Annotated in this window: 21 protein-coding genes; 11 read left to right on the forward strand and 10 right to left on the reverse strand. The window is 66.4% G+C overall.

Annotated elements, in window-relative coordinates:
• The gene (locus P1U75_RS13285; protein ID WP_300244181.1) at nucleotides 1–1,659 is read right to left on the reverse strand and encodes an NAD+ synthase; all 1,659 of its coding nucleotides are present in this window, start codon (nucleotides 1,657–1,659) and stop codon (nucleotides 1–3) included.
• Nucleotides 1,660–1,882: 223 nt separating this feature from the next.
• On the opposite strand from P1U75_RS13285, the gene P1U75_RS13290 reads away from it, so the two are divergent.
• Nucleotides 1,883–3,229: a 2-isopropylmalate synthase gene (locus tag P1U75_RS13290; protein WP_300244309.1), complete on the forward strand. Its 1,347-nt coding sequence runs from the start codon at nucleotides 1,883–1,885 to the stop codon at nucleotides 3,227–3,229.
• 94 nt (nucleotides 3,230–3,323) lie between these two features.
• Here the strand turns inward: P1U75_RS13290 and P1U75_RS13295 are convergent, their stop codons facing one another.
• Both P1U75_RS13295 and P1U75_RS13300 read right to left on the reverse strand, forming a co-directional pair.
• Nucleotides 3,324–4,151 carry a class I SAM-dependent methyltransferase gene (locus P1U75_RS13295; RefSeq protein WP_300244183.1) on the reverse strand — a complete coding sequence of 276 codons (828 nt, stop codon included), beginning with the start codon at nucleotides 4,149–4,151 and terminating at the stop codon, nucleotides 3,324–3,326.
• A 209-nt stretch (nucleotides 4,152–4,360) separates the two neighbouring features.
• Nucleotides 4,361–5,641, reverse strand: a complete 1,281-nt coding sequence (locus P1U75_RS13300; protein ID WP_300244185.1) for an FAD/NAD(P)-binding oxidoreductase — start codon at nucleotides 5,639–5,641, stop codon at nucleotides 4,361–4,363.
• Between the two features lie 479 nt (nucleotides 5,642–6,120).
• On the opposite strand from P1U75_RS13300, the gene P1U75_RS13305 reads away from it, so the two are divergent.
• The 7 genes from P1U75_RS13305 (at nucleotide 6,121) to P1U75_RS13335 (ending at nucleotide 14,446) form a co-directional block, all read left to right on the forward strand.
• Nucleotides 6,121–7,695: a 2-isopropylmalate synthase gene (locus P1U75_RS13305; RefSeq protein ID WP_300244187.1), complete on the forward strand. Its 1,575-nt coding sequence runs from the start codon at nucleotides 6,121–6,123 to the stop codon at nucleotides 7,693–7,695.
• A gap of 178 nt (nucleotides 7,696–7,873) precedes the next feature.
• Nucleotides 7,874–8,920, forward strand: coding sequence for a rod shape-determining protein (locus P1U75_RS13310; protein WP_300244189.1), 1,047 nt, complete (start codon nucleotides 7,874–7,876; stop codon nucleotides 8,918–8,920).
• Nucleotides 8,921–8,983: 63 nt separating this feature from the next.
• Complete coding sequence (mreC, locus tag P1U75_RS13315) at nucleotides 8,984–9,892, forward strand: rod shape-determining protein MreC (protein ID WP_300244191.1); 909 nt, start codon at nucleotides 8,984–8,986, stop codon at nucleotides 9,890–9,892.
• A complete protein-coding gene (locus P1U75_RS13320; RefSeq protein ID WP_300244193.1) occupies nucleotides 9,885–10,424 on the forward strand; it encodes a rod shape-determining protein MreD in 540 nt (179 codons plus the stop codon). Before mreC ends, P1U75_RS13320 begins: the two co-directional genes overlap by 8 nt.
• The gene (mrdA, locus tag P1U75_RS13325) at nucleotides 10,421–12,364 is read left to right on the forward strand and encodes a penicillin-binding protein 2 (RefSeq protein ID WP_300244195.1); all 1,944 of its coding nucleotides are present in this window, start codon (nucleotides 10,421–10,423) and stop codon (nucleotides 12,362–12,364) included. Before P1U75_RS13320 ends, mrdA begins: the two co-directional genes overlap by 4 nt.
• Nucleotides 12,361–13,500, forward strand: coding sequence for a rod shape-determining protein RodA (gene rodA, locus P1U75_RS13330; RefSeq protein WP_300244197.1), 1,140 nt, complete (start codon nucleotides 12,361–12,363; stop codon nucleotides 13,498–13,500). Before mrdA ends, rodA begins: the two co-directional genes overlap by 4 nt.
• Before the next feature lie 13 nt (nucleotides 13,501–13,513).
• Nucleotides 13,514–14,446, forward strand: coding sequence for a glyoxylate/hydroxypyruvate reductase A (locus P1U75_RS13335; RefSeq protein WP_300244199.1), 933 nt, complete (start codon nucleotides 13,514–13,516; stop codon nucleotides 14,444–14,446).
• Between the two features lie 31 nt (nucleotides 14,447–14,477).
• On the opposite strand, the gene P1U75_RS13340 is transcribed toward P1U75_RS13335, so the two are convergent.
• Both P1U75_RS13340 and P1U75_RS13345 read right to left on the reverse strand, forming a co-directional pair.
• The gene (locus P1U75_RS13340) at nucleotides 14,478–14,834 is read right to left on the reverse strand and encodes an MmcQ/YjbR family DNA-binding protein (RefSeq protein WP_300244201.1); all 357 of its coding nucleotides are present in this window, start codon (nucleotides 14,832–14,834) and stop codon (nucleotides 14,478–14,480) included.
• Nucleotides 14,831–16,846: a M3 family metallopeptidase gene (locus P1U75_RS13345; RefSeq protein WP_300244203.1), complete on the reverse strand. Its 2,016-nt coding sequence runs from the start codon at nucleotides 16,844–16,846 to the stop codon at nucleotides 14,831–14,833. The genes P1U75_RS13340 and P1U75_RS13345 overlap by 4 nt, the downstream gene beginning before the upstream one ends.
• Nucleotides 16,847–17,031: 185 nt before the next feature.
• Between P1U75_RS13345 and P1U75_RS13350 the strand changes: the two genes are divergently transcribed.
• Nucleotides 17,032–19,200, forward strand: a complete 2,169-nt coding sequence (locus tag P1U75_RS13350) for a S8 family serine peptidase (protein ID WP_300244205.1) — start codon at nucleotides 17,032–17,034, stop codon at nucleotides 19,198–19,200.
• Between the two features lie 21 nt (nucleotides 19,201–19,221).
• Here P1U75_RS13350 and moeB read toward each other — a convergent pair whose 3' ends face one another.
• The 5 genes from moeB to P1U75_RS13375 all read right to left on the reverse strand — a co-directional run bounded on the left by moeB (nucleotide 19,222) and on the right by P1U75_RS13375 (nucleotide 23,752).
• On the reverse strand, nucleotides 19,222–20,271 hold the full coding sequence (gene moeB / locus P1U75_RS13355; protein WP_300244207.1) for a molybdopterin-synthase adenylyltransferase MoeB: 1,050 nt from the start codon (nucleotides 20,269–20,271) through the stop codon (nucleotides 19,222–19,224).
• A complete protein-coding gene (dut, locus tag P1U75_RS13360) occupies nucleotides 20,271–20,726 on the reverse strand; it encodes a dUTP diphosphatase (RefSeq protein WP_300244209.1) in 456 nt (151 codons plus the stop codon). Before dut ends, moeB begins: the two co-directional genes overlap by 1 nt.
• Before the next feature lie 48 nt (nucleotides 20,727–20,774).
• Nucleotides 20,775–21,971 (reverse strand): bifunctional phosphopantothenoylcysteine decarboxylase/phosphopantothenate--cysteine ligase CoaBC, encoded by a 1,197-nt coding sequence (coaBC, locus tag P1U75_RS13365; RefSeq protein WP_300244211.1) that lies wholly within the window; start codon nucleotides 21,969–21,971, stop codon nucleotides 20,775–20,777.
• Nucleotides 21,972–22,058: 87 nt separating this feature from the next.
• Nucleotides 22,059–22,877 carry a ChaN family lipoprotein gene (locus tag P1U75_RS13370; RefSeq protein WP_300244213.1) on the reverse strand — a complete coding sequence of 273 codons (819 nt, stop codon included), beginning with the start codon at nucleotides 22,875–22,877 and terminating at the stop codon, nucleotides 22,059–22,061.
• Nucleotides 22,874–23,752 carry an RNA polymerase factor sigma-32 gene (locus tag P1U75_RS13375; RefSeq protein WP_300244215.1) on the reverse strand — a complete coding sequence of 293 codons (879 nt, stop codon included), beginning with the start codon at nucleotides 23,750–23,752 and terminating at the stop codon, nucleotides 22,874–22,876. The genes P1U75_RS13370 and P1U75_RS13375 overlap by 4 nt, the downstream gene beginning before the upstream one ends.
• A gap of 99 nt (nucleotides 23,753–23,851) precedes the next feature.
• Here P1U75_RS13375 and cobU point away from each other — a divergent pair, with 99 nt between their 5' ends.
• Nucleotides 23,852–24,373 carry a bifunctional adenosylcobinamide kinase/adenosylcobinamide-phosphate guanylyltransferase gene (gene cobU, locus P1U75_RS13380; RefSeq protein WP_300244216.1) on the forward strand — a complete coding sequence of 174 codons (522 nt, stop codon included), beginning with the start codon at nucleotides 23,852–23,854 and terminating at the stop codon, nucleotides 24,371–24,373.
• Nucleotides 24,370–24,948, forward strand: coding sequence for a histidine phosphatase family protein (locus P1U75_RS13385; protein WP_300244218.1), 579 nt, complete (start codon nucleotides 24,370–24,372; stop codon nucleotides 24,946–24,948). The genes cobU and P1U75_RS13385 overlap by 4 nt, the downstream gene beginning before the upstream one ends.

The raw sequence follows: 24,948 nt of genomic DNA on the forward strand, positions 1-24,948 counted from the left end.
TCATGACGGGTCGCGCCAGCGGTTCACGATGGGATAGCGCCGGTCAAGCCAGAACGCCCGGTTGGTCAGCCGCGCGCCAGGGGCGGACTGGAAGCGTTTGTATTCGCTGATGTAGAGCAGATGCTCGACCTTTTTCGCGGTGGCCCTGTCAAAGCCGGCAGAGACGCAATCGGCGATCGAGCCGTCGCGGTCGACCAGGATATCGAGGATCGCGTCCAGCTCGTCATACTCGGGCAGGCTGTTGCTGTCCTTCTGGTCCGGGCGCAGCTCGGCACTTGGCGGTTTGGTGATGATCCGCTGCGGGATCACCTCGCCGGCCGGGGCCTTCATCCAGTCGCGGTGGGTCTCGTTGCGCCAGCGGCAGGTCTCGAACACGCGGGTCTTGTACAGATCCTTGATCGGATTGTACCCCCCGGCCATGTCGCCGTAGATGGTGGCATAGCCGACCGCGACCTCGGACTTGTTGCCGGTGGTCAGCAGCATCTCGCCGAACTTGTTGGACATCGCCATCAGAAGCAGCCCGCGCAGGCGCGACTGGATGTTTTCCTCGGTCAGGTCCGCGTCGCGCCCCTCGAACAGCGGCGCCAACGTGTTGGTGATCGCTGCGCGCCCTTCGGAAATCGGCACATAGTCGTAATGGCAGCCCAGCGCCATGGCGACCGCCTCGGCGTCCTCCAGGCTCTCGCGGCTGGTGTATTCCGAGGGCAGCATCACGCAGCGCACGTTCTCGGGGCCCAGCGCATCGGCGGCGATGGCGGCGACGATGGCCGAATCGATGCCCCCCGATAGGCCGAGCAGGACCTTGGAGAATCCGGTCTTGGCCATGTAATCGCGCAGCGCGATCACCATCACCTGGTAATCCTGTTCCCATTCCGAGGCATGGACATGCTCCTCGCCCGGCAGGATGCGCCAGCCCTCGGGCGTGCGGTGCAGGTCCACATGGGTCACCGCCTCGTCAAACTGCGGCATCTGGAAGGCCAACTCGCCACCCGGGTTGAGGCCGAAGCTGGCGCCGTCGAACACCTGGTCGTCCTGCCCGCCCACCATGTTGAGATAGATTACCGGCAGGCCGGTATCGACCACGCGGGCGACCATGTGATTGAGCCGCGTATCATGCTTGCCGCGATAGTAAGGCGAACCGTTCGGCACGATCAGGAACTCGGCCCCGGTCTCGACCAGGGTCTCGGAAACCTCCTCGTGCCAGGCATCCTCGCATATAGGGCTGCCGATCCGGGTGTTGCCGACCGAATAGGGCCCGCCGAGCGGACCGGAGTCAAAGATGCGCACCTCGTCGAACACCATCTCGTTCGGCAGGTTGTGCTTGAGAACGGTGCTGGCGATCTTGCCGCCCTTGAGGATGAAATAGGCGTTGAACAGCTGCGTCCCCTCGATCCAGGGGCCACCGACGGCCAGCGCCGGGCCGTCGGCGCAGTCCGCCGCCAACCTGCGCACCGCCTCGATCGCCGCCGATTGAAAGGCCGGCTTCAGCAGCAGGTCCTGCGGGTTGTAGCCGACGATGAACATCTCGGGCAGCGCAACCAGGTCGGCGCCGGCATCGCGCCCCTGCGCCCAGGCGTCGCGCGCCTTGGCCGCGTTGCCCTCCAGGTCGCCCATGACGGGATTCAGCTGCGCCAGCGTCACGCGGAAACGGTCGGTCATCCTGCCCTCGGTCCAAGTGCTGTTTGAAGCCGTTTACCAGATCGGGTGCCGAGGGAAAGCCATGAGGCGCAAAAGACGTTGCTTGAACCCGCACCCTCGCCTAGTTTCTAATGGCTTTGCGGGGCGCAGCGGCGCGTTGCGGCACGAGGGGGCGGCAGGACATCTTATGAAACATCTTGGCTCGATATTTGCGCTGGCATCCGGTCTGGCGCTGACGGCACCGATGCCGGCGTCGGCGCAGGACTCTCAGGTTCTGACCACCGAGGACGACATCGGCGGCGTCTACGAGGGCACCTTTCGCGGCGGGCTACAGCACGGCACCGGCACCTATCGGCTGCCGAACGGCTACGAATACTCCGGCGACTGGGTCGATGGCGAGATCCGCGGCCAGGGCGTGGCGCGGTTCCCCAACGGTTCGGTCTACGAGGGCGAGTTCGCCAAGGGCAAGCCGAACGGGCTGGGCAAGATCACCTTTTCCGACGGCGGCACCTATGAGGGCGACTGGGTCGACGGGGTGATCAATGGCCAGGGCGTGGCCACCTATGCCAATGGCGTGCGCTACGAGGGCGGGTTCCAGAACGCCCAGCACAACGGTTTCGGCGTGATGACCAGCCCCGGCGGCTACGAATACCGGGGCGACTGGGTCGATGGCGAGAAACAGGGAAAGGGCGTGATCACCTATCCCGACGGCGCCATCTATGACGGCGCGATCGTCGCCGGCCAGCGCCACGGCGAGGGCAAGCTGACCATGCCGGACGGGCTGACCTATGTCGGCACCTGGGCCGACGGGCAGATCAGTGGCACCGGCACGCTGACCCAGCCCAATGGCGACGTCTATACGGGCGATCTGGTCGCCGGGCGGCGCGAGGGCACGGGCAAGGTGACCTATGCCAACGGCGATGCCTACGAGGGCGCCTTCGCCGACGACCGCCGCCACGGACAAGGCACCTTCACCGGCGCCGACGGCTATCTCTATACCGGCTCCTGGGTTGCCGGGCAGATCGAGGGCGAGGGTCGCGTGACCTATCCCGACGGCTCGGTCTACGAGGGGCAGTTCCGCGCCGACCTGGCCGATGGAGAGGGCAAGATCACCTATCCCGACGGCTCGACCTACGAGGGCGCCTGGACCGCCGGGGTGATCGACGGCGAGGGCACCGCCACCTATGCCAACGGGATCGTCTACAAGGGGGCGTTCAAGAACGCCAAAAACCACGGCTTCGGCGTAATGACCTATGCCGACGGCTACCGCTACGAGGGCGAATGGCAGGACGGCCAGCGCCACGGCCAGGGCACCGCGACCTATGCCGACGGCTCGGTCTATACCGGCCAGTTCGTCGACGGTCAGCGCGATGGTACGGGCGAGATCGTGATGGCCGACGGGTTCCGCTACAAGGGCACATGGGCCGAGGGCGAGATCAGCGGCCAGGGTATGGCCACCTATGCCAACGGCGATATCTACGAGGGCACCTTCAAGAACGGCAAGCGGCAGGGCCAGGGCACCATGCGCTATGCCACCGGGCAGGAGGCCAGCGGTAAGTGGGAGAACGGGGCGCTGAAAACCGACGGGTGAGGTTTGGCGCGCGCCCGAGGCACAAGCAGGGACGCTGGGGGGCTCCAATGCAGCCTTATGAACAACGTCCGCAATGCGGACAAAGCGAGCTTTGCTACGCCACCCGCGACGCCGTGTAGAAAATTACACGGGCAGGCACCTTAATACTGTCCTCGGCGGCAAAGGCGCCATAACCGTCGATCATGCTTGCCTCGATGATCTCCAGTAGGGCGTTTTCGGCTTCCGGCTCGCCAAACTTGGAGATTGCCCCTCGAAATGGACCTATTGCGAGCATCATCGCGGTGATGTCTGCCGCGGCACCAATCGGCGTTAGGTGAGTGTCGACTTCCTCCGCTGACACATTTTGAAAGCCGGACTCAGACAATAGGTTCGTCACCATTTCGATATTGGCGAACGCCAACGGACCGGGCGCTGACGGGTCGGGCTTGGGCATCTCAGGCAGAGCCTTCGCTAAAGCGCGCCCAGGAACCGAGAACCAAGGATTGTGCTGTGGGCCTGCCCACGTGACAAACACCATCCGACCACCTGCCGAAAGTGCTTTGCAGATGTTTGCGAAGGCTGTTTTCGGATCCTCAAAAAACATGGTTCCAAAAAGAGATACGACAGCGTCGCAGTCGGCGCCGGAAAAATCATAGTGCTGCGCATCACCCTGAACCGGCTTTACGTGAACCCGGTCGCTAGCACGTTCCGTCAAGTGAGAAATAAAGGCCTCGGCAATATCGAATGCGATCACGCTTCCATCGGGACCAACTTGATCCGCGGCATCAAGTGAGAGAGCGCCGGAGCCGCAACCGATGTCAAGAACCCTCTCGCCAACCTTAAGTGCCGCACGGCCAAGCAAACCGTCCTTTATGGGACTATGCGCCGCTTCGATGGGGTCTTCGTGTTCGATCCACGGATGCGCAAGAGCGTTCCAGTCCATCTAGGCTGCTCCCCACATATGACGGATAATGCAGACTGCTGGGTAGCTTGCCGAAAAGCAATCTTTACATTCCAGTCCGCTCTGGGCTCAAAGCTGACCATGACTGAAAGGGAGCGGTTGCAAAGCGGAGCAGCTCCCGGCACGCGCGCAACGCGGCATGCCGGAATTCGCTTTTCCGCCACCTTGCACCGCCGCAAGCGGGCTCGGCCTCAGCCCTTGCCCTCCTTCAGCTTGGTGAGCTTCATGAACCGCATGATGAACTTCTCGTAGAACGGCTCGCTCACGCCGCGGCGCACCTTGCGCATGAAGTACCACTCGAAGGCCAGCTTGGCCCAGTGCACCCAGCGCCCCTTGGCGGCCCAGTTGACGTTGCGCGGCGGGTTCTGCGGCATCGCAAGGAAGGCCGCGCCGCCATCGCCGAAGTCGGCCAGGCAAAGCGCGTTCCAGGTCGCCACCTCGCGCGGCGCCTCGCCCTTCATGACCAACGGGATGTTGTGGGCCGTGGCGGTGACCATGGATTCGATCATGAAGCCGGTCTTGGGCACGCCGGTGGGCACCGGGGTGGGCTCCTTCGGCGCGATGGCGATGCAGACGCCGATACCGAAGATATTGGGATAGGCCGGGTTGCGCTGATACTCGTCGACGATGACGAATCCGCGCGGGTTGACCAGCCCCTCAATCCCCATCAGCGCCGGGATGCCGCGGAACGCGGGCAGCAGCATCGAATAGGCAAAGGGGATCTCATGCGTCTTCTTCGGGTTGCCGTCCTCGTCATGCTCCACGACATGGACCTTGTCGGCCTCGAACTTCTCGGTCTTGGCATTGGTGACCCAACGGATCGACCGCTCACGCATGATGCTTTCCAGCATGCCCTTGGTATCGCCCACCCCGCCCAGGCCGAGATGGCCGATATAGGGTTCCGGCGTGACGAAGGTCATCGGCACCTTGTCGCGGATCTTGCGGCGGCGCAGATCGGTGTCGATGGTCATGGCGTATTCATAGGCTGGCCCGAAACACGACGCCCCCTGCACCGCGCCCACCACGATTGGGCCGGGGTTGGCGCAGAACGCATCCCACTTGTCGCCAGAGGCCGCCGCATGTTCGATATGGCAGACAGAATGGGTGTGCTTATCGGGGCCAAAGCCCTCGATCTCGTCAAAGGCGAGGTCGGGTCCGGTGGCGATCACCAGGTAGTCGTAGCTGACCTCGCGGCCGCTTTCGAGGTGGATGACATTCGCCTTCGGATCCAGCTTGACCGCCGCATCGCAGATGAAGTCGATCTTCCGCCGCGCCATCACCGGGGCGAGGTCGATGGTGATCTCGTCCTGCTTGCGCCAGCCGACCCCGGCCCATGGATTGGACGGTGTGAACTGGAAGTAGGGCTTGTTCGAGATCACGGTGATCTTGTCATCCCGGCCCAGCGTTTCCTTGAGCTCATAGGCCTGGATCGTGCCGCCCAAACCGGCCCCCAGAACAACCACATGCGCCATATCTGTCTTTCCTCCTGAATGGTGGCCCCGGCTCCCCCTCCCGGGCCGTCATGCAGCGCCGCGCAGGGCAGCGCGCACCTTCCCGCGATGGCCGCGCAGGTCACAGTCGGCGCAACCAAGCCGGGAAAGATATCGGTCACATTAACATATTCAAAAATCGATAGATCTGACATGGATCAAATTGCACGCATTGGCACACAAGGCAGAATCGGCACTGTGCCCGCGTTGCCACCCTCCCCACGCCCCGAGCGAGAATTAGGGGTTCGCCCATCATTTTGGGTTTTCTTTCGCCAAGGTCCGGGTATAGATTGCGCCTCATGACCAGCCAGGCACATATCCCGACCGCCCCCGCGTTCCGCGGTGCGTCGCTGCGTGGCCTACTGATCCTAATCCGCCTCTGAGCGTGCCAATCGGCGCGCCCGCTCAGAGGAGGATGCCTGCGCGCCATAGGCTTTAGGACAGACAAGAAAGATACCGACATGACCAACGCACCGAAACAAGACCGTGTCTTGATTTTCGACACCACCTTGCGCGACGGGGAGCAGAGCCCCGGCGCCACCATGACCCATGACGAGAAGCTGGAGATCGCCGGCCTGCTCGATGAGATGGGGGTGGATATCATCGAGGCGGGTTTCCCGATCGCCTCGGAGGGAGATTTCAGGGCGGTGCGCGAGATCGCGGCAAACTCGAAAAACGCGGTGATCTGCGGGCTGGCCCGCGCCAGCGCGACCGACATCGACCGCTGCTGGGAGGCCGTGAAACACGCCGCACAGCCGCGCATCCACACCTTTATCGGCACCTCGCCACAGCACCGCGCCATCCCGAACCTGAGCATGGACGAGATGGCCGAGAAGATCCACGAGACCGTGAGCCACGCCCGCAACCTGTGCGACAACGTGCAATGGTCGCCGATGGATGCCACCCGGACCGAGTGGGATTACCTCTGCCGGGTGGTCGAGATCGCGATCAAGGCCGGCGCCACCACCATCAACATCCCCGACACGGTGGGTTTCACCGCCCCGGAGGAGAGCGCCAACCTGATCCGGCGCCTGATCAAAACTGTGCCCGGCGCCGACGACGTGGTCTTTGCCACCCATTGCCACAACGACCTTGGTATGGCGACAGCCAACGCGCTGGCGGCGGTGGCCGGCGGCGCGCGTCAAATCGAATGCACCGTGAACGGACTGGGTGAACGCGCCGGCAACACCGCGCTGGAAGAGGTGGTGATGGCGCTCAAGGTGCGCCACGACGTCCTGCCGTGGTCCACCGGGGTCGACAGCTCCAAGATCATGCACATCTCGCGCCGGGTCTCCACGGTGTCGGGGTTCCCGGTCCAGTTCAACAAGGCGATCGTCGGCAAGAACGCCTTTGCCCATGAATCGGGCATCCACCAGGACGGCATGCTCAAGAACGTCGAAACCTTCGAGATCATGCGCCCCGAGGACGTCGGCCTGTCCGGCTCCAGCCTGCCGCTGGGCAAGCATTCCGGCCGCGCCGCCTTGCGCGACAAGCTCAAGCAGCTCGGCCACGAGGTGGGTGACAACCAGCTCAAGGACATCTTCGTGCGGTTCAAGGAACTGGCCGACCGCAAGAAGGAGGTCTACGACGAGGACATCGTTGCCCTGGTCGGCACCACCGCGGACCAGGCCGGAGACCGGCTCCAGATCGTGTCGCTCAAGGTGCTCTGCGGCACCGGCGGCCCGGCCGAGGCGGTGCTGGAAATGGAGATCGACGGCAAGGAGGCGATCGCGACCGAGAACGGCGACGGGCCGGTCGACGCCACCTTCAAGGCGGTGCGCGCGCTCTATCCGAACGAGGCGCGACTGCAGCTCTACCAGGTGCACGCAGTGACCGAGGGCACCGACGCCCAGGCCACGGTGAGCGTACGGCTGGAAGAGGACGGGGTCATCGGCACCGGGCAATCGGCCGACACCGATACCGTGGTGGCCAGCGCCAAGGCCTATGTCAACGCCCTGAACCGGCTGCTGGTGCGGCGGGAAAAGGCCGGCCCGGGCGCCGATGCGCGCGAAGTCTCCTACAAGGACGTGGACTGATCCCGCCGGCCCTGGCGCAGGCAGCGCCCGTGCCGGGGCCGGCGGTCGCAGGCGGAAAGGCGCTGTAGCGTCCGAAATCCGCCCTTTCACCCATGCGTGCGGAGGCCTATAAGGCTGTGGTCCACCCCCCTCGGGGAGTCGTGGACCAATGCGCAGTACTCTACAGGATCGCACATAAATGTCGGTGTTCGGAAATTTCGGCGGCTTGTTCTCTTCGGACATGGCCATTGACCTCGGTACGGCGAAGACCCTGGTCTATGTCAAGGGCCGCGGCATCATCCTGTCAGAGCCATCAGTGGTCGCCTATCACATCAAGGACGGCGTCAAGAAGGTGCTGGCGGTCGGCGAGGATGCCAAGCTGATGCTGGGCCGCACGCCCGGCTCGATCCAGGCGATCCGGCCGATGCGCGAAGGCGTGATCGCCGATTTCGACACCGCCGAGGAGATGATCAAGCATTTCATCCGCAAGGTGCACAAACGCTCGACCTTCTCCAAGCCCAAGATCATCGTCTGCGTGCCGCATGGCGCCACCCCGGTGGAAAAACGCGCCATCCGCCAGTCGGTGCTGTCGGCGGGCGCCCGCCGCGCGGGACTGATCGCCGAGCCCATCGCCGCCGCCATCGGCGCCGGCATGCCGATCACCGATCCGACCGGCTCGATGGTGGTGGATATCGGCGGCGGCACCACCGAGGTCGCGGTGCTTTCGCTCGGCGACATCGTCTATGCCCGCTCGGTCCGGGTTGGCGGCGACCGTATGGACGAGGCGATCATCGCCTATCTGCGCCGGCAACAGAACCTGCTGGTCGGCGAAAGCACGGCGGAACGGATCAAGACCTCGATCGGCACCGCCCGGATGCCTGACGACGGGCGCGGCACCTCGATGCAGATCCGCGGCCGCGACCTGCTGAACGGGGTTCCCAAGGAAATCGAGGTCAGCCAGGCCCAGATCGCCGAGGCGCTGGCCGAACCGGTGCAGCAGATCTGCGAGGCGGTGATGACCGCACTGGAAACCACGCCGCCGGATCTGGCCGCCGACATCGTCGACCGCGGCGTGATGCTGACGGGGGGCGGTGCGCTGCTGGGCGATCTCGATCTGGCGCTGCGCGAGCAGACCGGGCTGGCGGTTTCGATCGCCGACGAAAGCCTGAACTGCGTGGCGCTTGGCACCGGCAAGGCGCTGGAGTACGAAAAGCAGCTGCGCCACGCGATTGACTACGACAGCTAGGGCGCGCACCCTTTTGCAGGCCGGCCGTCCGGTACGGCCGCGGCATGTGACGGAAGGATGCCATTGGCCAAGGACCGCTCACAGCGCGACGACTACACGACCCCCCTGCGCCGCCTGGTGCTCGGGATCATCGTGCTGTGCCTGCTGGGCATCTTCCTGGTCTGGCGCATCGACAGCCCGCGGGTCGAACGATTCCGCGCCCAGGTGGTCGACCGGGTAATCCCCTCGATGGACTGGGCCATGGCCCCGGTCACCGGCACGATCAACCTGTTCCGCGATTTCCAGAGCTACCGGCGACTGGCCGACCAGAACCGCGAGCTGCGCCGCGAACTGCGCCAGATGAAGGCCTGGAAAGAGGCGGCGCTGCAGCTCGAGCAGGAAAACGCGCGCCTTCTCGACCTCAACAACGTGCGGCTCGACCCGCGCCTGACCTATATCACCGGCGTGGTCCTGGCCGACAGCGGGTCGCCGTTCCGGCAATCCGTGCTGCTCAATGTCGGGGCCCGGGACGGCATCCGCGACGGCTGGGCGGCGATGGACGGAATCGGTCTGGTCGGGCGGATCTCGGGCACCGGCGGGAACACCGCGCGGGTCATCCTGCTGACCGACGCCTCCAGCTCGGTGCCCGCAATCATCCAGCCCTCGGGCCAGACCGCGCTGATCACCGGCAACAACTCCGCCGCGCCGGTCGTCGATTTCCTCGAGAACCCGGATCTGGTCCGCCCCGGCGACCGGGTCATCACCACCGGGGACGGCGGCGTGTTTCCGGCGGGCCTGCTGATCGGCCAGGTCGCCGCGGATCCGTCCGGGCGACTGCGGGTGCGGCTGGCCGCCGATTACGAGCGGCTGGAGTTCCTGCGCGTTCTGCGCCATCACGGCGCCGAAACCGTGACCGACCCTGGAAAACTGGTTCAGCCCGCTGCCGGGCCAGCGAAATCCGCCGGGACTGCGGGGGCCGCCGGAGATGGCTAACCTGTCGCCCTCCCGCCTCTGGATGATGCGCGCCGGTTTTCTCGGGCTGTCGCTCCTGATCATGTTCTTTCACCTGATCCCGCTCGACACCGTGCCCCGGCGCTGGGCCCCGCCGGACCTCTTGATCGCCTTCGCCTTCGCCTGGAGCCTGCGGCGCCCCGACTATGCCCCGGCGCCGAGCATCGCGGCGGTCATGCTGATGGCCGATCTGCTGTTCCAACGCCCGCCGGGGCTGATGGCGCTGCTGGTGGTGCTGGGCAGCGAATATCTCAAGACCCGTGCCAGCGGGTTGCGCGGGGCCAGTTTCGCCGGCGAATGGCTGGCGGTTTGCCTGTCGCTGCTGGCAATCGCCGTTCTCAACCGGCTGACGCTGGGCCTTCTCGCGGTCGAGCAGGCGCAGCTCAGCCTCAGCCTGATCCAGATGGCGATGACCATGATTGCCTATCCTTTCGTTGTGTTCGTCACCCAATCCCTGATGGGCGTGCGCAAGCCCGCGCCCAGCGACACCGACGCGATGGGAGGCTGGGCATGAGACGCAACCCGCGCGAGCTTTCCCTGTTGAACCGGGCGTCCAGCCGCCGCGCCGTGCTGCTGGGCGGGCTGCAACTCGCCTTCATGGGCGGATTGGCCCTGCGGATGCGCTATCTCCAGGTCGAGCAGGCCGATCAGTTCCGCCTGCTGGCCGAGGAAAACCGAGTCAACATCCGTCTGATCCCGCCGACCCGGGGCAAGATCTACGACCGCAACGGCAACGTGCTGGCCCAGAACGTTCAAAGCTATCGCATCGTGATCGTGCGCGAGGACGCCGGCGACGTGGAGGAGGTGCTGGGCCGCCTCTCGAAGCTGATCGATCTGGAAGATGAGGACCTCGACCGCGCCCGGACCGAGATGCGCCGCAGCCCGCCCTTCCTGCCGGTGACCCTGGCCGACCGGATCGCATGGGAGGATATCTCGAAGGTGGCGGTGAACGCCCCCGCCCTGCCCGGCATCACGCCCGAGGTCGGGCTGACCCGCGTCTATCCGGGCGGGCCGGACTTTGCCCATGTGGTGGGCTACGTCGGCCCGGTCTCGGATTACGACCTGAGCAGGATCGAGGACCCAGAACCGGTGCTGCGCATTCCGCGGTTCCAGATCGGCAAGGTCGGGCTCGAGGCCAAGCGCGAGGAGATGCTGCGCGGCAAGGCCGGCGCCAAGCGGGTCGAGGTCAACGCCACCGGCCGGGTGATGCGCGAGCTGGACCGCCGCGAGGGCCAGCCCGGCGCCGACCTGCAACTGAGCGTCGATGCCGAGCTGCAGGGCTACGTGCAGGCGCGGCTGGGCGATGAGAGCGCCAGCGCGGTGGTGATCGACTGCGAGACCGGCGATCTGCGCGCGATCTCCTCCGCGCCCAGCTTCGATCCCAACCTCTTCGTGCGCGGCATCTCGCTGGCCGATTACCGCGCGCTGACCGATGATATCCACCGGCCGCTGGCGTCGAAGTCGGTGCAGGGGGTGTACCCGCCCGGCTCCACCTTCAAGATGATCACCGCCATGGCAGCGCTGGAAGAGGGGCTGATGGGCCCCGACGACACCGTCTGGTGCCCCGGCTACCTGGAGGTTTCGGGCCGCCGGTTCCACTGCTGGCGCCGGGGCGGTCACGGGCATGTGGACCTCGAGAACTCGCTCAAGCAGAGCTGCGACGTCTACTACTACGACCTCGCGTTGAAGGTCGGGATCGACAAGATCTCGGCCATGGCGCAGCGTTTCGGCCTCGGGGTCCGCCACGACGTGCCGATGTCGGCGGTCGCCGCCGGGCTGACCCCGAACCGGGCCTGGAAGAAACGCGTGCACGACGCCGACTGGCTGATCGGCGATACCGCCAACGCCGCGATCGGGCAGGGTTACATGCTGGCCTCGCCGATGCAGCTCGCGGTAATGTCGGCGCGGATCGCCACCGGGCGCGCGGTCACGCCACGGCTGGTCAAATCGATCGACGGGATCGAACAGCCCGGCGGCGGCGGCGAACCTCTGGGGGTGAACGAGAACAACCTGCGTACCCTGCGCCGCGCGATGTTCGCGGTCTCGAACGACCGGCGCGGCACCGCCTATGGCAGCCGCATCATCGAGGATGCCTTCCGCATGGCCGGCAAGACCGGCACCAGCCAGGTGCGCAACATCACCGCCGCCGAACGCGCCGCCGGCGTGACCCGCAACGAGGATCTGCCGTGGAACCGGCGTGACCATGCGCTGTTCGTCTGCTTCGCGCCCTACGACAAACCCAAATACGCGGTCTCGGTGGTTATCGAACATGGCGGCGGCGGGTCCTCGGCGGCCGCGCCGGTGGCGCGTGACGTGATGCTGCAGGCGCTCTACGGCGATACCCCGCCGCTGGCCGCCTACCCGTCCAAGGACCGCAGCCGGATCAAGGCCCAGCAGGAACGGCTGCACCGCGAGCGGCTGCGCGCGGAACAGGACCAGAGCGGGCGCGCATGAGCTATCTGGAATACAAAGTCAAATCCACGCCCTCCGGCCTGCGCAAGGTGCTCTACCTGAACTGGCCGCTGACGCTGCTGCTGGTCTCGGTCGCGGGGGTCGGCGCGCTGATGCTCTACTCGGTCGCCGGCGGCTCCTTCTCGCCCTGGGCCGAGCCGCAGATGAAGCGCTTCGCACTCGGTCTTGTGGTGATGATGGCGGTGGCCATGGTGCCGATCTGGTTCTGGCGCAACATGGCGGCGCTGGCCTATGGGCTGTCGCTGCTGCTGCTGGTCGGGGTCGAGCTGTTCGGCTCCGTCGGCATGGGGGCGCAGCGCTGGATCGACCTCGGCTTCATGCGGCTGCAACCCTCGGAGCTGACCAAGATCACCCTGGTGATGATTCTGGCGGCCTATTACGACTGGCTGCCCGCGACACGCACCTCGCGGCCGCTCTGGGTGTTTCTGCCGGTGCTGCTCATCCTGATCCCCACGGCCATGGTCCTGCGCCAGCCCGACCTGGGCACCTCGATCCTGCTGCTGGCGGCAGGCGGCGCGGTGATGTTCCTGGCCGGGGTGCACTGGGCCTATTTCGCCGCGGTGATCGCCGCCGGCGTCGGCGTGGTCACCGCCGTGTTCCAGTCGCGCGGCACCCCGTGGCAACTGCTGAAGGACTACCAGTACCGGCGTATCGACACCTTCCTCGATCCGGGCAGCGACCCGCTCGGCGCGGGCTATCACATCACCCAGTCCAAGATCGCTCTGGGATCGGGCGGCTGGACCGGGCGCGGCTTCATGCAGGGCACGCAATCGCGGCTGAACTTCCTGCCCGAGAAACACACCGATTTCATCTTCACCACCCTGGCCGAGGAATTCGGTTTTATCGGCGGCATGTCGCTGCTGACGCTCTATGCGCTGATCGTCCTGTTCTGCATCGCCTCGGCACTGGCGGCCCGCGACCGGTTCTCGTCGCTGGTCACGCTTGGTATCGCCTTTACCTTCTTCCTGTTCTTCGCCGTCAACATGTCGATGGTGATGGGATTGGCCCCGGTTGTGGGGGTGCCGTTGCCGATGGTCAGCTATGGCGGCTCGGCCATGCTGGTGCTGATGGCCGCCTTCGGTATCGTGCAGAGCGCCCATATCCACCGCCCACGCTGAACCCGGAGAGCCCATGACCGCAACCATCCTCTTTGCCTCGAAATCCGAACGCTGGGACACCTACGAAGGACCGCTGCGCCGCGCGCTGGACGCCCTCGGCCTGACCTATCGGCTGGGCACCGACTTCCCGTCCGAAGAGGTGGATTACATCGTCTACGCCCCCAACAGCGGAATCGACGATTTCACCCCCTTCACCCGGCTCAAGGCGGTGCTCAACCTCTGGGCCGGGGTCGAGGCGGTGGTCGGCAACCCCACGCTGAAGGTGCCGCTGGCGCGGATGGTCGATTTCGGGCTGACCCAGGGCATGACCGAATGGGTGGTGGGCCACGCCATGCGCCATCATCTGGGGATGGACGCGCATATCTTCGGCCAGGACGGCATCTGGCGCACCGAGACGCCGCCGCTGGCCCGCGACCGGCGGATCGGCCTGCTGGGGCTGGGCGCGCTCGGCATCGCGGCGGGCACCGCGCTGGCGCGGCTGGGCTTTCCCGTCACCGGCTGGAGCCGCAGCGAGAAATCGGTCGAGGGGATCACCTGCCGGCACGGCGACGAGGGGCTGCGCGACACCCTCGCACAGGCCGACATCCTGATCCTGCTGTTGCCCGACACCCCGGCGACGCAGAACATCCTGAATGCCGACGCCATGGCGCGGATGCCGAAAGGCGCGGTGGTCATCAACCCCGGCCGCGGCCCGCTGATCGACGACGACGCGCTGATCGCCGCGCTCGACAGCGGCCACCTGGGCCACGCGACGCTGGACGTGTTCCGCACCGAACCGCTGCCGCCCGAGCATCCGTTCTGGGCCCACCCCAGGATCACCGTCACCCCGCATATCGCCTCGGAAACCCGGCCCGACACCGCAGCACAGGTGATCGCCGAGAACGTGCGCCGCGGCGAGGCGGGCGCGCCTCTGCTGCATCTGGTGGACCGCGATCTGGGCTACTGAGCGTGCCCGGCGACCCCGGTGCGGGGCGCTGTTACAGCCCCAGTTCGGCCCGTTTGTTTTTCGTCAGCCCCGCCACGATCATATCGTAGGAGGCCACGATATGGCGCTCCAGCTCGGCGCTCGGCAAGCCGGGTTCATCGTGTTGCTGCACCCATTTCAACCCGCGCGAGGCCAGATAGGGCGCGGGCCGCAGGCCGGGCATATCCGTCAGCACCTCGAACCCCAGTTCGGTCACCTTGAAGGTGAAGGCGGGGCACCCCGCCTCGCCCCAGCCGCAGATGGCAAACACCTTGCCGCCCACCTTCCACACGTCCGAGCCGCCCCATTGCACCACATGGGTACTGGCGGGTAGCCCGGCGCAGAAGGCATTGAACCCCTCGCGGGTCATCCCGCCGCCAGACCGCGCCCCTTGAGCAGCGCCTCGACCCCCGGCAACCGACCCCGGAACGCGGTGTAAAGCGCCTCGGGTTCCTGCGAACCGCCAGCCGACAGGATATGCCGTTCCAGCGCCTGCGCGCGGTCGGCGTCAAAGGCGCCGCCGGCCTCTTCGAAGGCGGCGAAGGCATCGGCGTCCATCACCTCGGACCACATGTAGCTGTAATAGCCCGAGCTGTAGCCGTCGCCGGAGAAGACATGGGCGAAATGCGGCGTCGCATGGCGCATCCCGATGGCGTGCGGCATGCCGATCCCGGCCAGAACCTCGGCCTGTTTCGCCATCGGATCGGCGGGTGCGGTGCCCTCGTGAAACGCCAGATCGACCAGCGCCGAGGCGACATATTCCACGGTCTGGAACCCCATGTCGAAATGCGCCGCCTTCAGCAGCTTGTCGCGCATCGCGTCCGGCATCGGCGCGCCGGTTTCCACATGGGTGGCAAACTCGCCCAGAACTTCGGGGACTTCGAGCCAGTGTTCGTACAATTGGCTCGGTAGTTCGACGAAATCGCGCGCCACGGAGGTGCCCGAGATGCTCTCGTAGGTGACATCCGACAACAGCTGGTGCAGCGCGTGGCCGAACTCATGGAAGAGCGTGCGCGCATCGTCGTAGGACAAGAGCGCCGGATCGCCCTTGGCGAAGTTGCACACGTTGATCACCACCGGCGCCTGTCGCTCGGGGAACCTGGCCTGGCCGCGCATGGCGCTGCACCAGGCGCCGGAGCGTTTCGAGCCGCGGGCGAAATAGTCTCCGATGAACACGCCGACGTGCGCGCCGTCGCGGGTCACCTCCCACGCCCGGCAATCGGGGTGATAGAGGGCCACGTCGAGCGGCGCGAACTCCAGCCCGAACAGGCGGTTTGCGCAGGAAAACGCCGCCTCGATCATGCGGTCGAGCTGCAGGTAGGGTTTCAGCGCGGTCTCATCCAGATCATGCTCCGCCTTGCGTCGCTTCTCCGCGTAATAACGCCAGTCCCAGGGTTCCAGGTCGCCGTTGACGCCGTCGTCCTGCATCATCGCGGTCAGTACCTGGGCGTCCGCCTCGGCCTGTGCCCTGGCCGGCGCCCAGACTGCCATCAGCAGGTCCCTGACCGCCCCCGGTGTCTTGGCCATCTCGGTTTCCAGCTTGTAGGCGGCGAAACTGTCGTAGCCGAGGAGCTTCGCGCGCTCCTCGCGCAGGGCCAGGATCTCGGCGGCGATGGCGCGGTTATCGGTCTCGCCGCCATTGGCGCCGCGCGCGGCCCAGGCGCGCCAGGCGGTTTCGCGCAGGTCACGACGGGGGGAGAATTGCAGGAACGGCACGATCAGCGACCGCGACAGGGTGACGATCGGGCCATCCGCGCCCTGGTCTTCGCCGGCGGTGCGGGCGGCGCGGATCACGAAATCGGGCAGCCCCTCGAGGTCGGCCTCGGACAGCGGCATCGTCCAGTCCCGCTCATCGGCCAGCAGGTTCTGGGTGAAGGCAGTGCCCAGCGTGGCCAGTCGTGCCTTGATTGCCTTGATCCGTTCGGCCGCTGCGCCCCTCAGAGCGGCGCCGGACCGGACAAAGCCGCGATGGGTGAGCATCAGCACACGGGCCTGTTCCGGGGTCAGCCCCAACGTGTTTCGCCGCGCCCAGAGATCCGAAACGCGGGCAAAGAGCGCCCTGTTGGCGAAAATCTCGGAGTAATGCGCGGCCAGCCTGGGCGAGAAGTCCCGCTGCAGTTCCTGTCGCTCGGGATTGCTGTCCGCGCCCGCCACGGTGAAGAACACCGAAAGCACCTTGTCCAGCGTCTTGCCCGCCGCCTCCAGCGCCTCGATGGTATTGGCGAATGTGGGCGCCTCGGGGTTTTCGGTGATCGCCGCGATCTCGTCGCGGTGGGCGGCCAGCGCGAGATCCAGCGCAGGGGCGAAATCCGCGTCGGAAATGGCATCGAAAGGGGCAATCTGGAACGGGGTGTCCCAGTCGGACAGGATCGGGTTGCTCATCAAGGTCTCCTTTGTCTTGGCAAGCTATGCTGTCGCGCGGCAATGTCCAGAGCGCCCGGCGGTCGCCCCCCTGCGGAACAAGTGCACCGGGAAACCCAAACGCCGTGCGACCGGGATCGGTGCATGACTTGGCGCGCAGGATCGGGCAGGATCACCGCACCGTCCTCGGTCACCGGAGCACCGCCATGCCTGACGCCTCTGCCATTGCCACGTTCACGCCCACCGATCCGCTTTATCCCCATCAACGCCATTTGGCCGCGCTGAACGGGCTGGAAACGGTCTGGGGGGAATACACCGGTTCGGGGGTCATCGTCGGCGTCTACGACGAATCCGTCGATTTCCACCACCAGGACCTGGCCGGAAAGCAGCTCACCGGGCTGTTCCCGCTGTTTCGGGGCGAGCGGTATGTAATCGACCCCGATCCGAACACGACGCATGGCACCGGTGTCGCCGGGCTGATCGCGGCCTCCGCCAACGGAGAGGGGGCGGTCGGTGTCGCCTTTGACGCCAGCCTGGTGTCGGTGGGGCTCCAGGGTTGGTGGGAAAACCGAAAGACCCCGCTCGCCAATGCCCTGTTCGAGACGTTGCAGCATGTGGACGTGTCGAACAACAGCTGGGGCGGGGTGCCGAATTACGCCCTGGGCGACCCGGTGACAAGCAGCCCCCTGGTCGCGGCCGCCTATCAGGAGGCCGCCGTATCCGGCCGTTACGGGCTGGGCACCATCCTGGTAAAGGCGGCCGGCAATGAATCCACGACGGCACAGGCCGAGTATTACAACACCCTGCGCGAGTTCATCCTGGTCGGGGCAACCTCGCATTCCGGGGTCGTGCTAAGCTATTCCAATCGCGGGGCGAACCTTCTGGTGACCGCGCCGGTCGGGGTGGGCGTCAAGACCGGGACCATCACGACGAACAACACCCATGACGTCGATTGGGGCGCCCCCTATGGGCTGACAAACCGGCAATTGCCGGGGGTGGGCGAGCTGGTGGAGGACCCGACCGATTACATGTTCTTCGACGGCACCTCGGCGGCGACGCCGATGGTCTCGGGCGTGGTGGCGCTGATGCTGGAGGCCAACCCCGACCTGGGCTGGCGCGACGTGCAGGAAATCCTGTCGCTGTCGGCCACCCGCACCGGCCACGACCTGGACAGCCCGCGCGAACGCTTTGCCTGGCAAACCAACGGCGATACCCATTGGAACGGCGGCGGGCGGCACATCAGCAACGACTATGGCTATGGCGAGGTCGATCCGCTGGCCGCCGTGCGCATGGCCGAGGTCTGGAGCCTGTTCGCCAACCCCGCCACCTCGGCCAACGAAAAGCAGGTCACCAGCGGCCCGGCCCCCGCCGTTGTTCATGACGTTCCCGGCGATGGCACCGCGCTGGACCTGACCGCGCAAATCGAGGCCGAGGGTGGTTTCGATATCGAAACCGTCGAGGTGAGCGTCCATATCCAGGCCGACCGGATCCATGATCTGCAACTCACGCTGGTGTCTCCCGACGGGACCGAGATCGCCCTGACCGACACCGAACGCTCCGTCTATACGCCCGGCAAGGTCGCCAAGGACGGGCTGAGCTGGACCTTCCTTGTGCAACACCTGCGGGGCGAGGACGCGACCGGCAGCTGGACCCTGCGGGCAGAGGATACCGTGGACAACGACAAATCTATCCAACTGTCCGGGTTTTCGGTCACCGCCCATGGCACGACGCCGGGCCGCAACGATGTCTATACTTTCACCGACGAGGGTTTTGACCTGCTGGACAGCGATCCGGCCCGGGGCGAGATCACCGATCTGCGCGGCGTGGACGACGTGCTCAACCTCGCGGCGCTCACCCGCGACATCGAGGTGAACCTGTCTCGCAGCGGTGGCATCGGCGACGGTGACAGCACGTTCTTCTCCTTCGGCCCCGACACAAGGATCGAGCATGCGGTTTCCGGCGATGGCGATGACTGGCTGCGCGGCAACGCCGCGGACAACGTGATGTTCGGGAATCGGGGTGACGACCGGCTCTCGGGGCGGATCGGCGACGACGATCTGGTCGGTGGTGCCGGAAACGACATCATCCGGGGCGGTCGAGGCCGCGACCTGATCGAAGGCGGTGACGGCGACGACACGCTGTGGGGCGGGCGCGGACGCGATGTGTTCCTCTTCGACCCCGGCGCGGGATCGGACGTGATCCGCGACTTCGATGTGGAAAAGGATTCCCTCGACATCGCCTTTCTGGGCGGTTCCCCGTTTCTCCTCGATGCACGGGACGATGGAGACGACCTTTTGATCGGATTCCTGGATTTCGAGATCCGCCTGACCGATCTGGCCGGCACCAGCGAATACGACCTGACCTGGCTGAGCTGAGGGGCGCGCCTGCCGCCGGGGTCAGGCCCCGGCGCCGCAGACCGGGCAATCGGCGCGCCGTTTCAGCGCGATCCGGCGCGTCTCGCCATAGAGCGCGTCATAGATCAACATCTGGCCGCGCAGCGCCTCGCCCGCACCGGCGATCACCTTGACCGCCTCGACCGCCATCATCGCCCCCACCACACCGGGCAGCGGCGCGATCACCCCGGCCTCGGCGCAAGAGGGGGCAAGACCCGGCGCCGGCGCCTCGGGGAAAATGCACTGGTAGCACGGCGCGCCATGGGCAGGATCGAACACACTCACCTGCCCCTCCCATTGTGCCAATGCGCCGGAGATCAGCGGCTTGCCCTGTGCCACCGCCACGCGGTTGGCAAGGTAGCGGGTATCGAAATTGTCGGTGCCGTCGAGGATAATGTCATAGTCGGCGAAGAGATCGGCGGCGATCTCCTCCTCCAGCCGGCGGTGATAGGGGCGGACGGCAACAAAGGGGTTGAGCGCCTTGAGCGCCGCCTCGGCCGAAAACACCTTGGGCATGCCGATCCGCGCCTCGGTGTGGATCACCTGCCGTTGCAGGTTGGAACCCTCGACCGTGTCATCGTCGATCACCCCGATGGTGCCCACCCCGGCGGCGGCGAGATAGAGCAGCGCGGGCGAGCCAAGGCCGCCGGCCCCGATCACCAGGACGCGGGCCTGTTTCAACCGCTTCTGCCCCGGCCCGCCCAATTCGCGCAGCACGATGTGGCGGGCATAGCGGTTGAGTTCGGTCTCGGAGAAGGTGCCGGCGGGCTTCGCCGGCTCGGCGGCGTCTTCCTTGGCGCCTGCACGGCGCTTCAACGCCCGCACGCTGCGGCCATAGACCAGCGCGATCAGGGCGGCTCCGCCCAGCAGCAGCCAGAGCGCGGCCTCCTTGCCGGTGGCAAGGCGCAGCGGATGCCCGTCCGGCAGGGTCAGGTGCAGCGCCAGCACGGCAAGGTACAACAGCCCGATCATCGCCCAGCGCAGCCGATGCGGCAGCCCGGCGGCCCAGCCAATGGCCCAGAGCCCGGCGGCAAGCGCAAGGACCAGCAGCATCAGCGCCGCCCCGTCGAGCCAAAGCCGCCGGCGCCGCGCGCGGTCTCGGTGAGGTCGTCGGCCAGATCGAACCGCGCCTGCACCACCGGGGCGACGACCATCTGGGCGATGCGGTCGCCATGAGCGATGACGAAGGGCTCATGCCCTGCGTTCATCACGATCACCCCCAGCGGGCCGCGATAATCGCTGTCGATGGTGCCGGGGCTGTTGGGCAGGGTGATCCCGTGCTTCAGCGCCAGCCCCGAGCGCGGCCGGATCTGCACCTCGTAGCCCACCGGGATCTCGATCCTCAACCCCGTCGGCACCAGCGCCCGCGCCCCCGGCGCCAGCTCGATCGCGCCCCGGTCGGGCAGGTTGGCGCGCAGGTCGGCCCCCGCCGCCCCCGGCGTCTCATAGCCGGGCAGCGGGATGTCCCGGTCCGCCCCGGCCTCGTGGATCACCCGGATTGCAACCATTGGCGATGGCCCCTTGTCCTGTTCTGGTTCCTGTCCGCGCCGCCCGGATCAATCGTCCAGCGCCGCCGCGATGCGCCGCGCCAGCCGGTCGGCGACCTCCGCCTTGCCCATGCGCGGCCATTCCTCGTGACCCTCGTCCGAGATCAGGATCACGGCGTTCTCGGTCCCGCCCATGATGCCGGTCGCCGGGCTCACGTCATTGGCGACGATCCAGTCGCAGCCCTTGCGCGCCCGCTTGGCGGTGGCGTTATCGATCACGTCGTCGGTCTCGGCGGCGAACCCCACCACAAGGCGCGGACGCCCTTCGGCCATCTGCGACACGGTCTTGAGGATGTCGGGGTTCTCGGCGAACTCCAGGCTGGGCATACCGTCGCGGCTTTTCTTCAGCTTGCGGTCCGAGGCAGAGGCGACGCGCCAGTCGGCCACCGCCGCCGCGAAGACACCGGCATCGGCGGGCAGCGCGCCCTCGACCGCCTCCAGCATCTGCTGCGCGGTCTGCACCGCGATCACCTCGACCCCCGGCGGCGGCGGCACATCCGCCGGGCCGGTGACAAAGACCACCTCGGCCCCAAGACCCGCCAGCGCGGCGGCAATCGCCGTACCCTGCGCGCCTGAGGAGCGATTGGCGATATAGCGCACCGGGTCGATCGGCTCATGGGTGGGGCCGGAGGTGACGACGATGCGCTTGCCCGCCAGGGGCCCGCCGGAAAGCCGCGCCTCCACCGCCGCGACGATCTCCGCTGGCTCGGCCATGCGGCCCGGGCCAAACTCGCCACAGGCCATGCCGCCCTCGTTGGGGCCGATGAAGCCGATCCCGTCCTGTTCCAGTTGTGTCCGGTTGCGTTGGGTCGCCGGATGCTCCCACATACGCACGTTCATCGCCGGGGCGGCCAGAACGGCCGTGTCGGTCGCCAAAAGCAGGGTCGAGGCCAGGTCGTCGGCCAGCCCTGCCGCCATCTTTGCCATCAGGTCGGCGGTGGCCGGGGCCACCACGATCAGATCGGCGCTGCGCGACAGCTCGATATGGCCCATCTCGGCCTCGTCGGTCAGGTCGAACAGGTCGGTATAGACCTTGTGCCCGGCCAGCGCCGAAACCGAAAGCGGCGTGACGAACTGGGCGCCGCCTGCGGTCAGCACCGGGGTCACCCGCGCACCGCGATCCTGCAACCGGCGGATCAGCTCCAGCGATTTATAGGCGGCGATCCCGCCACCGATGATCAGCAGAATCCGCTTTTCGGCCAGCATCCCCTGTCTCCCCTCTCGCGTCGGCCATGCTGGCCGCGACCCGACCCTAGGCAAGCGCGCCCCGATCCGCCAGAGGCGAATGACCGCTCAATCCGGTTTGGCAAAACCGGCACAGGGATCGGGGCGCTGGGTCACAGGGCCATCCATCACCGCATCGAACTGCCCCGAAACTTGCCCGTCCTCGGACTGGCCCAGGGCGAACACCGCCACATCTGGCGCCGCGCTTTGCAGGTAGACCGGAACGCCACGATCGGCCCGGGCATGGCCGTTGCCGGTGATCACCGCGACCGGCCCGCCGGTTTCTTCCAGCGCGCGCAGCACCGCGCGGGCCAAAACCGCGTCGCGCAGCCGCTGGATCTCGACCATCATCGGCAGCATCTGAGGCGGCATGGCATCGCAATGGGCGGCCAGTTGATCGGCCTCGCGCGCGGCCTGCTCATCCTCCGGCAGTGGATCGGCCAGACCGTAGCGCGCCGCATCCTCCCCGAAATGCGCCGCGGCCCCGGTCTCCATCACCGCCCGCGCCGTGCTGCGCGGCACCAGTGCACCGAACTGCGCCGCCCCCGACGCCGCCTGGAACACCGGTAAATAGAACTCCAGCGGCGGCCATCCGGATTTGTCCCAATCGGTCACCTCGGCCAGCGCGGCGGGATCGGCGATGATCTCCGCCGTCAGCTGCGCCGCGACCTGCGCCGTCAGCATCTCCCAGACCACCGCGCGGGGGGCCAGCGCGGCCACCGCCTCGGCCTGCACCCGGTGATGCGCGGGATTGTCATGCACCTCGCCCAACAACACCACCTGCGCGCCGCGCATCCGATCGACCAGTGCATCGGAAAGAGAAACCGCCCCGGCAGGGGCGGCACAGGCAACGAGCATCGCGCCAAGGGCGAAAAGAAACCTTGTCATACGAGGAAGTTTTGCACTTCCTTCGACTGGGCCTCAAGGCTCTTGCGCATCTTCTGGAACGCCGCCGCTTCAAGCTGTCGCACCCGCTCCTTCGACAGGCCAAGCTCCTGTCCCAGGCTTTCCAGCGTGCGCGGGTCGTCGCGCAGCTTTCGTTCCCGCACGATCAGCCGTTCGCGCGGCTTCAGCCCCTGCATCGCGGTCACCAGCCATTCACGCAGCTGCGCGGTATCGTGGGAGTGTTCGACCAGCTCCGCGCTCTGCGCGCTGTCGTCCTCCAGCGTGTCGATCCATTCGCGGCCCTCCTCGTCGGCGGATTGCACCGCGTTGAGCGAGAAGTCGCTGCCCGAAAGGCGGCCCTCCATCATTTCCACATCGCGCAACGGCACGCCGACCTCGGTCGCGATCATCTGGTGCAACTGGTGGCGATCCAGCGTCTCGCCCTGCTTCGACGCCTCGCGCTCCAGCTTGGCCTGCACCCGGCGCATGTTGAAAAACAGCGATTTCTGGCTGCTGGTAGAGCCGGTGCGCACCATCGACCAGTTGCGCATCACGTAATCCTGAATGCTGGCCTTGATCCACCAGACCGCATAGGTGGAAAACCGCACGCCGCGATCCGGGTCGAACTTGTCGGCGGCCTTCATCAAGCCCAGCCCCGCCTCCTGGATCAGGTCGTTCATCGGTGCGCCATAGCGGCGGAATTTCGACGCCATCGAGATTGCCAGCCGCATGTAGGCGGTGATCAGCCGGTGCAGCGCCGCCTCGTCGCGCTGGTCACGCCAGGCATAGGCCAGCTTCAACTCGGTCTCGGCATCCAGCAACTCGGCCTTCATTGCCCGGCGGGACATCGTCATGTCTTGGGTCGAATCAAGTGCCATCTTTTTCCCCCTTCAATCGGCGTGCGTTTCAGCGCGTCTTGCCTTGCTTTTCATACGTGCTACGCAGGCCGGGGTTTGGCGGATCAAAAAAGGTAAAATATGTCTTCTGGACTCATATTCATACTGGGTGGGGCGGCGTCAGGCAAATCGGAATATGCCGAAAGGCTGACCGATACCGCCGGAAAGACAAGACATTACCTGGCCACATCACAGCCTCTTGATGACGAGATGCGCGGCAAGGTGGCGAAACATCGGGCCCGCCGCGATGCAGGATGGACCACGCATGAGGCCCCGCTGGAGCTTGGCCCGGTGCTCTCCACGCTCGGCGTAGACTGCATCTGCCTGGTCGATTGCGCCACCTTCTGGCTCAGCAATCACATGATGGCTGACAGCGATCTCACATCGGCGCAGGACAGGTTGCTGTCGGATATCGCGACCTGCACCGCCGGGATCATCATCGTCTCCAACGAGGTGGGCCAGGGCATCGTGCCCGGTGATGCGCTGTCGCGCCGCTTCCGCGAGGCGCAGGGACGGCTGAACATCGCGCTCGCTGCCCGCGCCGAAACCGTGGTGCAGGTGGTGGCGGGCCTGCCCAACCTGCTGAAAGGCACCCTGCCATGACCCGCCTGCACCTGGTCCGGCACGGGCCGACCCATGCCAAATCCATGGTCGGATGGTCCGACCTGCCCGCCGATCTCTCCGACACCGTGGCCATCGCCCGGCTTTCGACGTTTCTGCCAGAGACGGCGACAGTGATCTCCTCCGATCTGATCCGCGCTACCGCCACCGCGGACGCGATCCAGGGCGCGCGGCCCCGCCTGCCGCACGATCCGCGCCTGCGCGAGTTGAACTTCGGCGACTGGGAGCTGCGCCGGTTCCAGCAGATCGAGGCCGAGGACCCCGAGGGCATCCGCGCCTTCTGGGAAACCCCCGGCAGCAACCGCGCGCCCGGCGGCGAAAGCTGGAACGATCTGCGTGCCCGCGCCGACGCCGCCATCGACGCGCTGATCTCCCGGCTGGCGGGGGGCGAGCTGATCGTCGTGGCCCATTTCGGCCTGATCCTGACCCAGGTCCAGCGCGCCCTGGGAATCGACGCCGAAACCGCCTTTGGTCATCGCATCGACAACCTGTCGGTGACCGAGATCCATTGCGAAGCGTCGCGCTGGCACGCGGAGCGGATCAATCACATCCCGTGA

The sequence above is a fragment of the Antarcticimicrobium sp. genome, from assembly GCF_029212575.1.
In the GTDB taxonomy this organism is placed as follows: Bacteria; Pseudomonadota; Alphaproteobacteria; order Rhodobacterales; family Rhodobacteraceae; genus Antarcticimicrobium.

Coding starts and splice junctions, on each gene's coding strand:
- P1U75_RS13285 (WP_300244181.1), bottom strand. CDS start 1,659: ATGACCGACCGTTTCCGCGTGACGCTGGCGCAGCTGAATCCCGTCATG.
- P1U75_RS13290 (WP_300244309.1), top strand. CDS start 1,883: ATGCCGGCGTCGGCGCAGGACTCTCAGGTTCTGACCACCGAGGACGAC.
- P1U75_RS13295 (WP_300244183.1), bottom strand. CDS start 4,151: ATGGACTGGAACGCTCTTGCGCATCCGTGGATCGAACACGAAGACCCC.
- P1U75_RS13300 (WP_300244185.1), bottom strand. CDS start 5,641: ATGGCGCATGTGGTTGTTCTGGGGGCCGGTTTGGGCGGCACGATCCAG.
- P1U75_RS13305 (WP_300244187.1), top strand. CDS start 6,121: ATGACCAACGCACCGAAACAAGACCGTGTCTTGATTTTCGACACCACC.
- P1U75_RS13310 (WP_300244189.1), top strand. CDS start 7,874: ATGTCGGTGTTCGGAAATTTCGGCGGCTTGTTCTCTTCGGACATGGCC.
- P1U75_RS13320 (WP_300244193.1), top strand. CDS start 9,885: ATGGCTAACCTGTCGCCCTCCCGCCTCTGGATGATGCGCGCCGGTTTT.
- mrdA (WP_300244195.1), top strand. CDS start 10,421: ATGAGACGCAACCCGCGCGAGCTTTCCCTGTTGAACCGGGCGTCCAGC.
- rodA (WP_300244197.1), top strand. CDS start 12,361: ATGAGCTATCTGGAATACAAAGTCAAATCCACGCCCTCCGGCCTGCGC.
- P1U75_RS13335 (WP_300244199.1), top strand. CDS start 13,514: ATGACCGCAACCATCCTCTTTGCCTCGAAATCCGAACGCTGGGACACC.
- P1U75_RS13340 (WP_300244201.1), bottom strand. CDS start 14,834: ATGACCCGCGAGGGGTTCAATGCCTTCTGCGCCGGGCTACCCGCCAGT.
- P1U75_RS13345 (WP_300244203.1), bottom strand. CDS start 16,846: ATGAGCAACCCGATCCTGTCCGACTGGGACACCCCGTTCCAGATTGCC.
- P1U75_RS13350 (WP_300244205.1), top strand. CDS start 17,032: ATGCCTGACGCCTCTGCCATTGCCACGTTCACGCCCACCGATCCGCTT.
- moeB (WP_300244207.1), bottom strand. CDS start 20,271: ATGCTGCTGGTCCTTGCGCTTGCCGCCGGGCTCTGGGCCATTGGCTGG.
- dut (WP_300244209.1), bottom strand. CDS start 20,726: ATGGTTGCAATCCGGGTGATCCACGAGGCCGGGGCGGACCGGGACATC.
- coaBC (WP_300244211.1), bottom strand. CDS start 21,971: ATGCTGGCCGAAAAGCGGATTCTGCTGATCATCGGTGGCGGGATCGCC.
- P1U75_RS13370 (WP_300244213.1), bottom strand. CDS start 22,877: ATGACAAGGTTTCTTTTCGCCCTTGGCGCGATGCTCGTTGCCTGTGCC.
- P1U75_RS13375 (WP_300244215.1), bottom strand. CDS start 23,752: ATGGCACTTGATTCGACCCAAGACATGACGATGTCCCGCCGGGCAATG.
- cobU (WP_300244216.1), top strand. CDS start 23,852: ATGTCTTCTGGACTCATATTCATACTGGGTGGGGCGGCGTCAGGCAAA.
- P1U75_RS13385 (WP_300244218.1), top strand. CDS start 24,370: ATGACCCGCCTGCACCTGGTCCGGCACGGGCCGACCCATGCCAAATCC.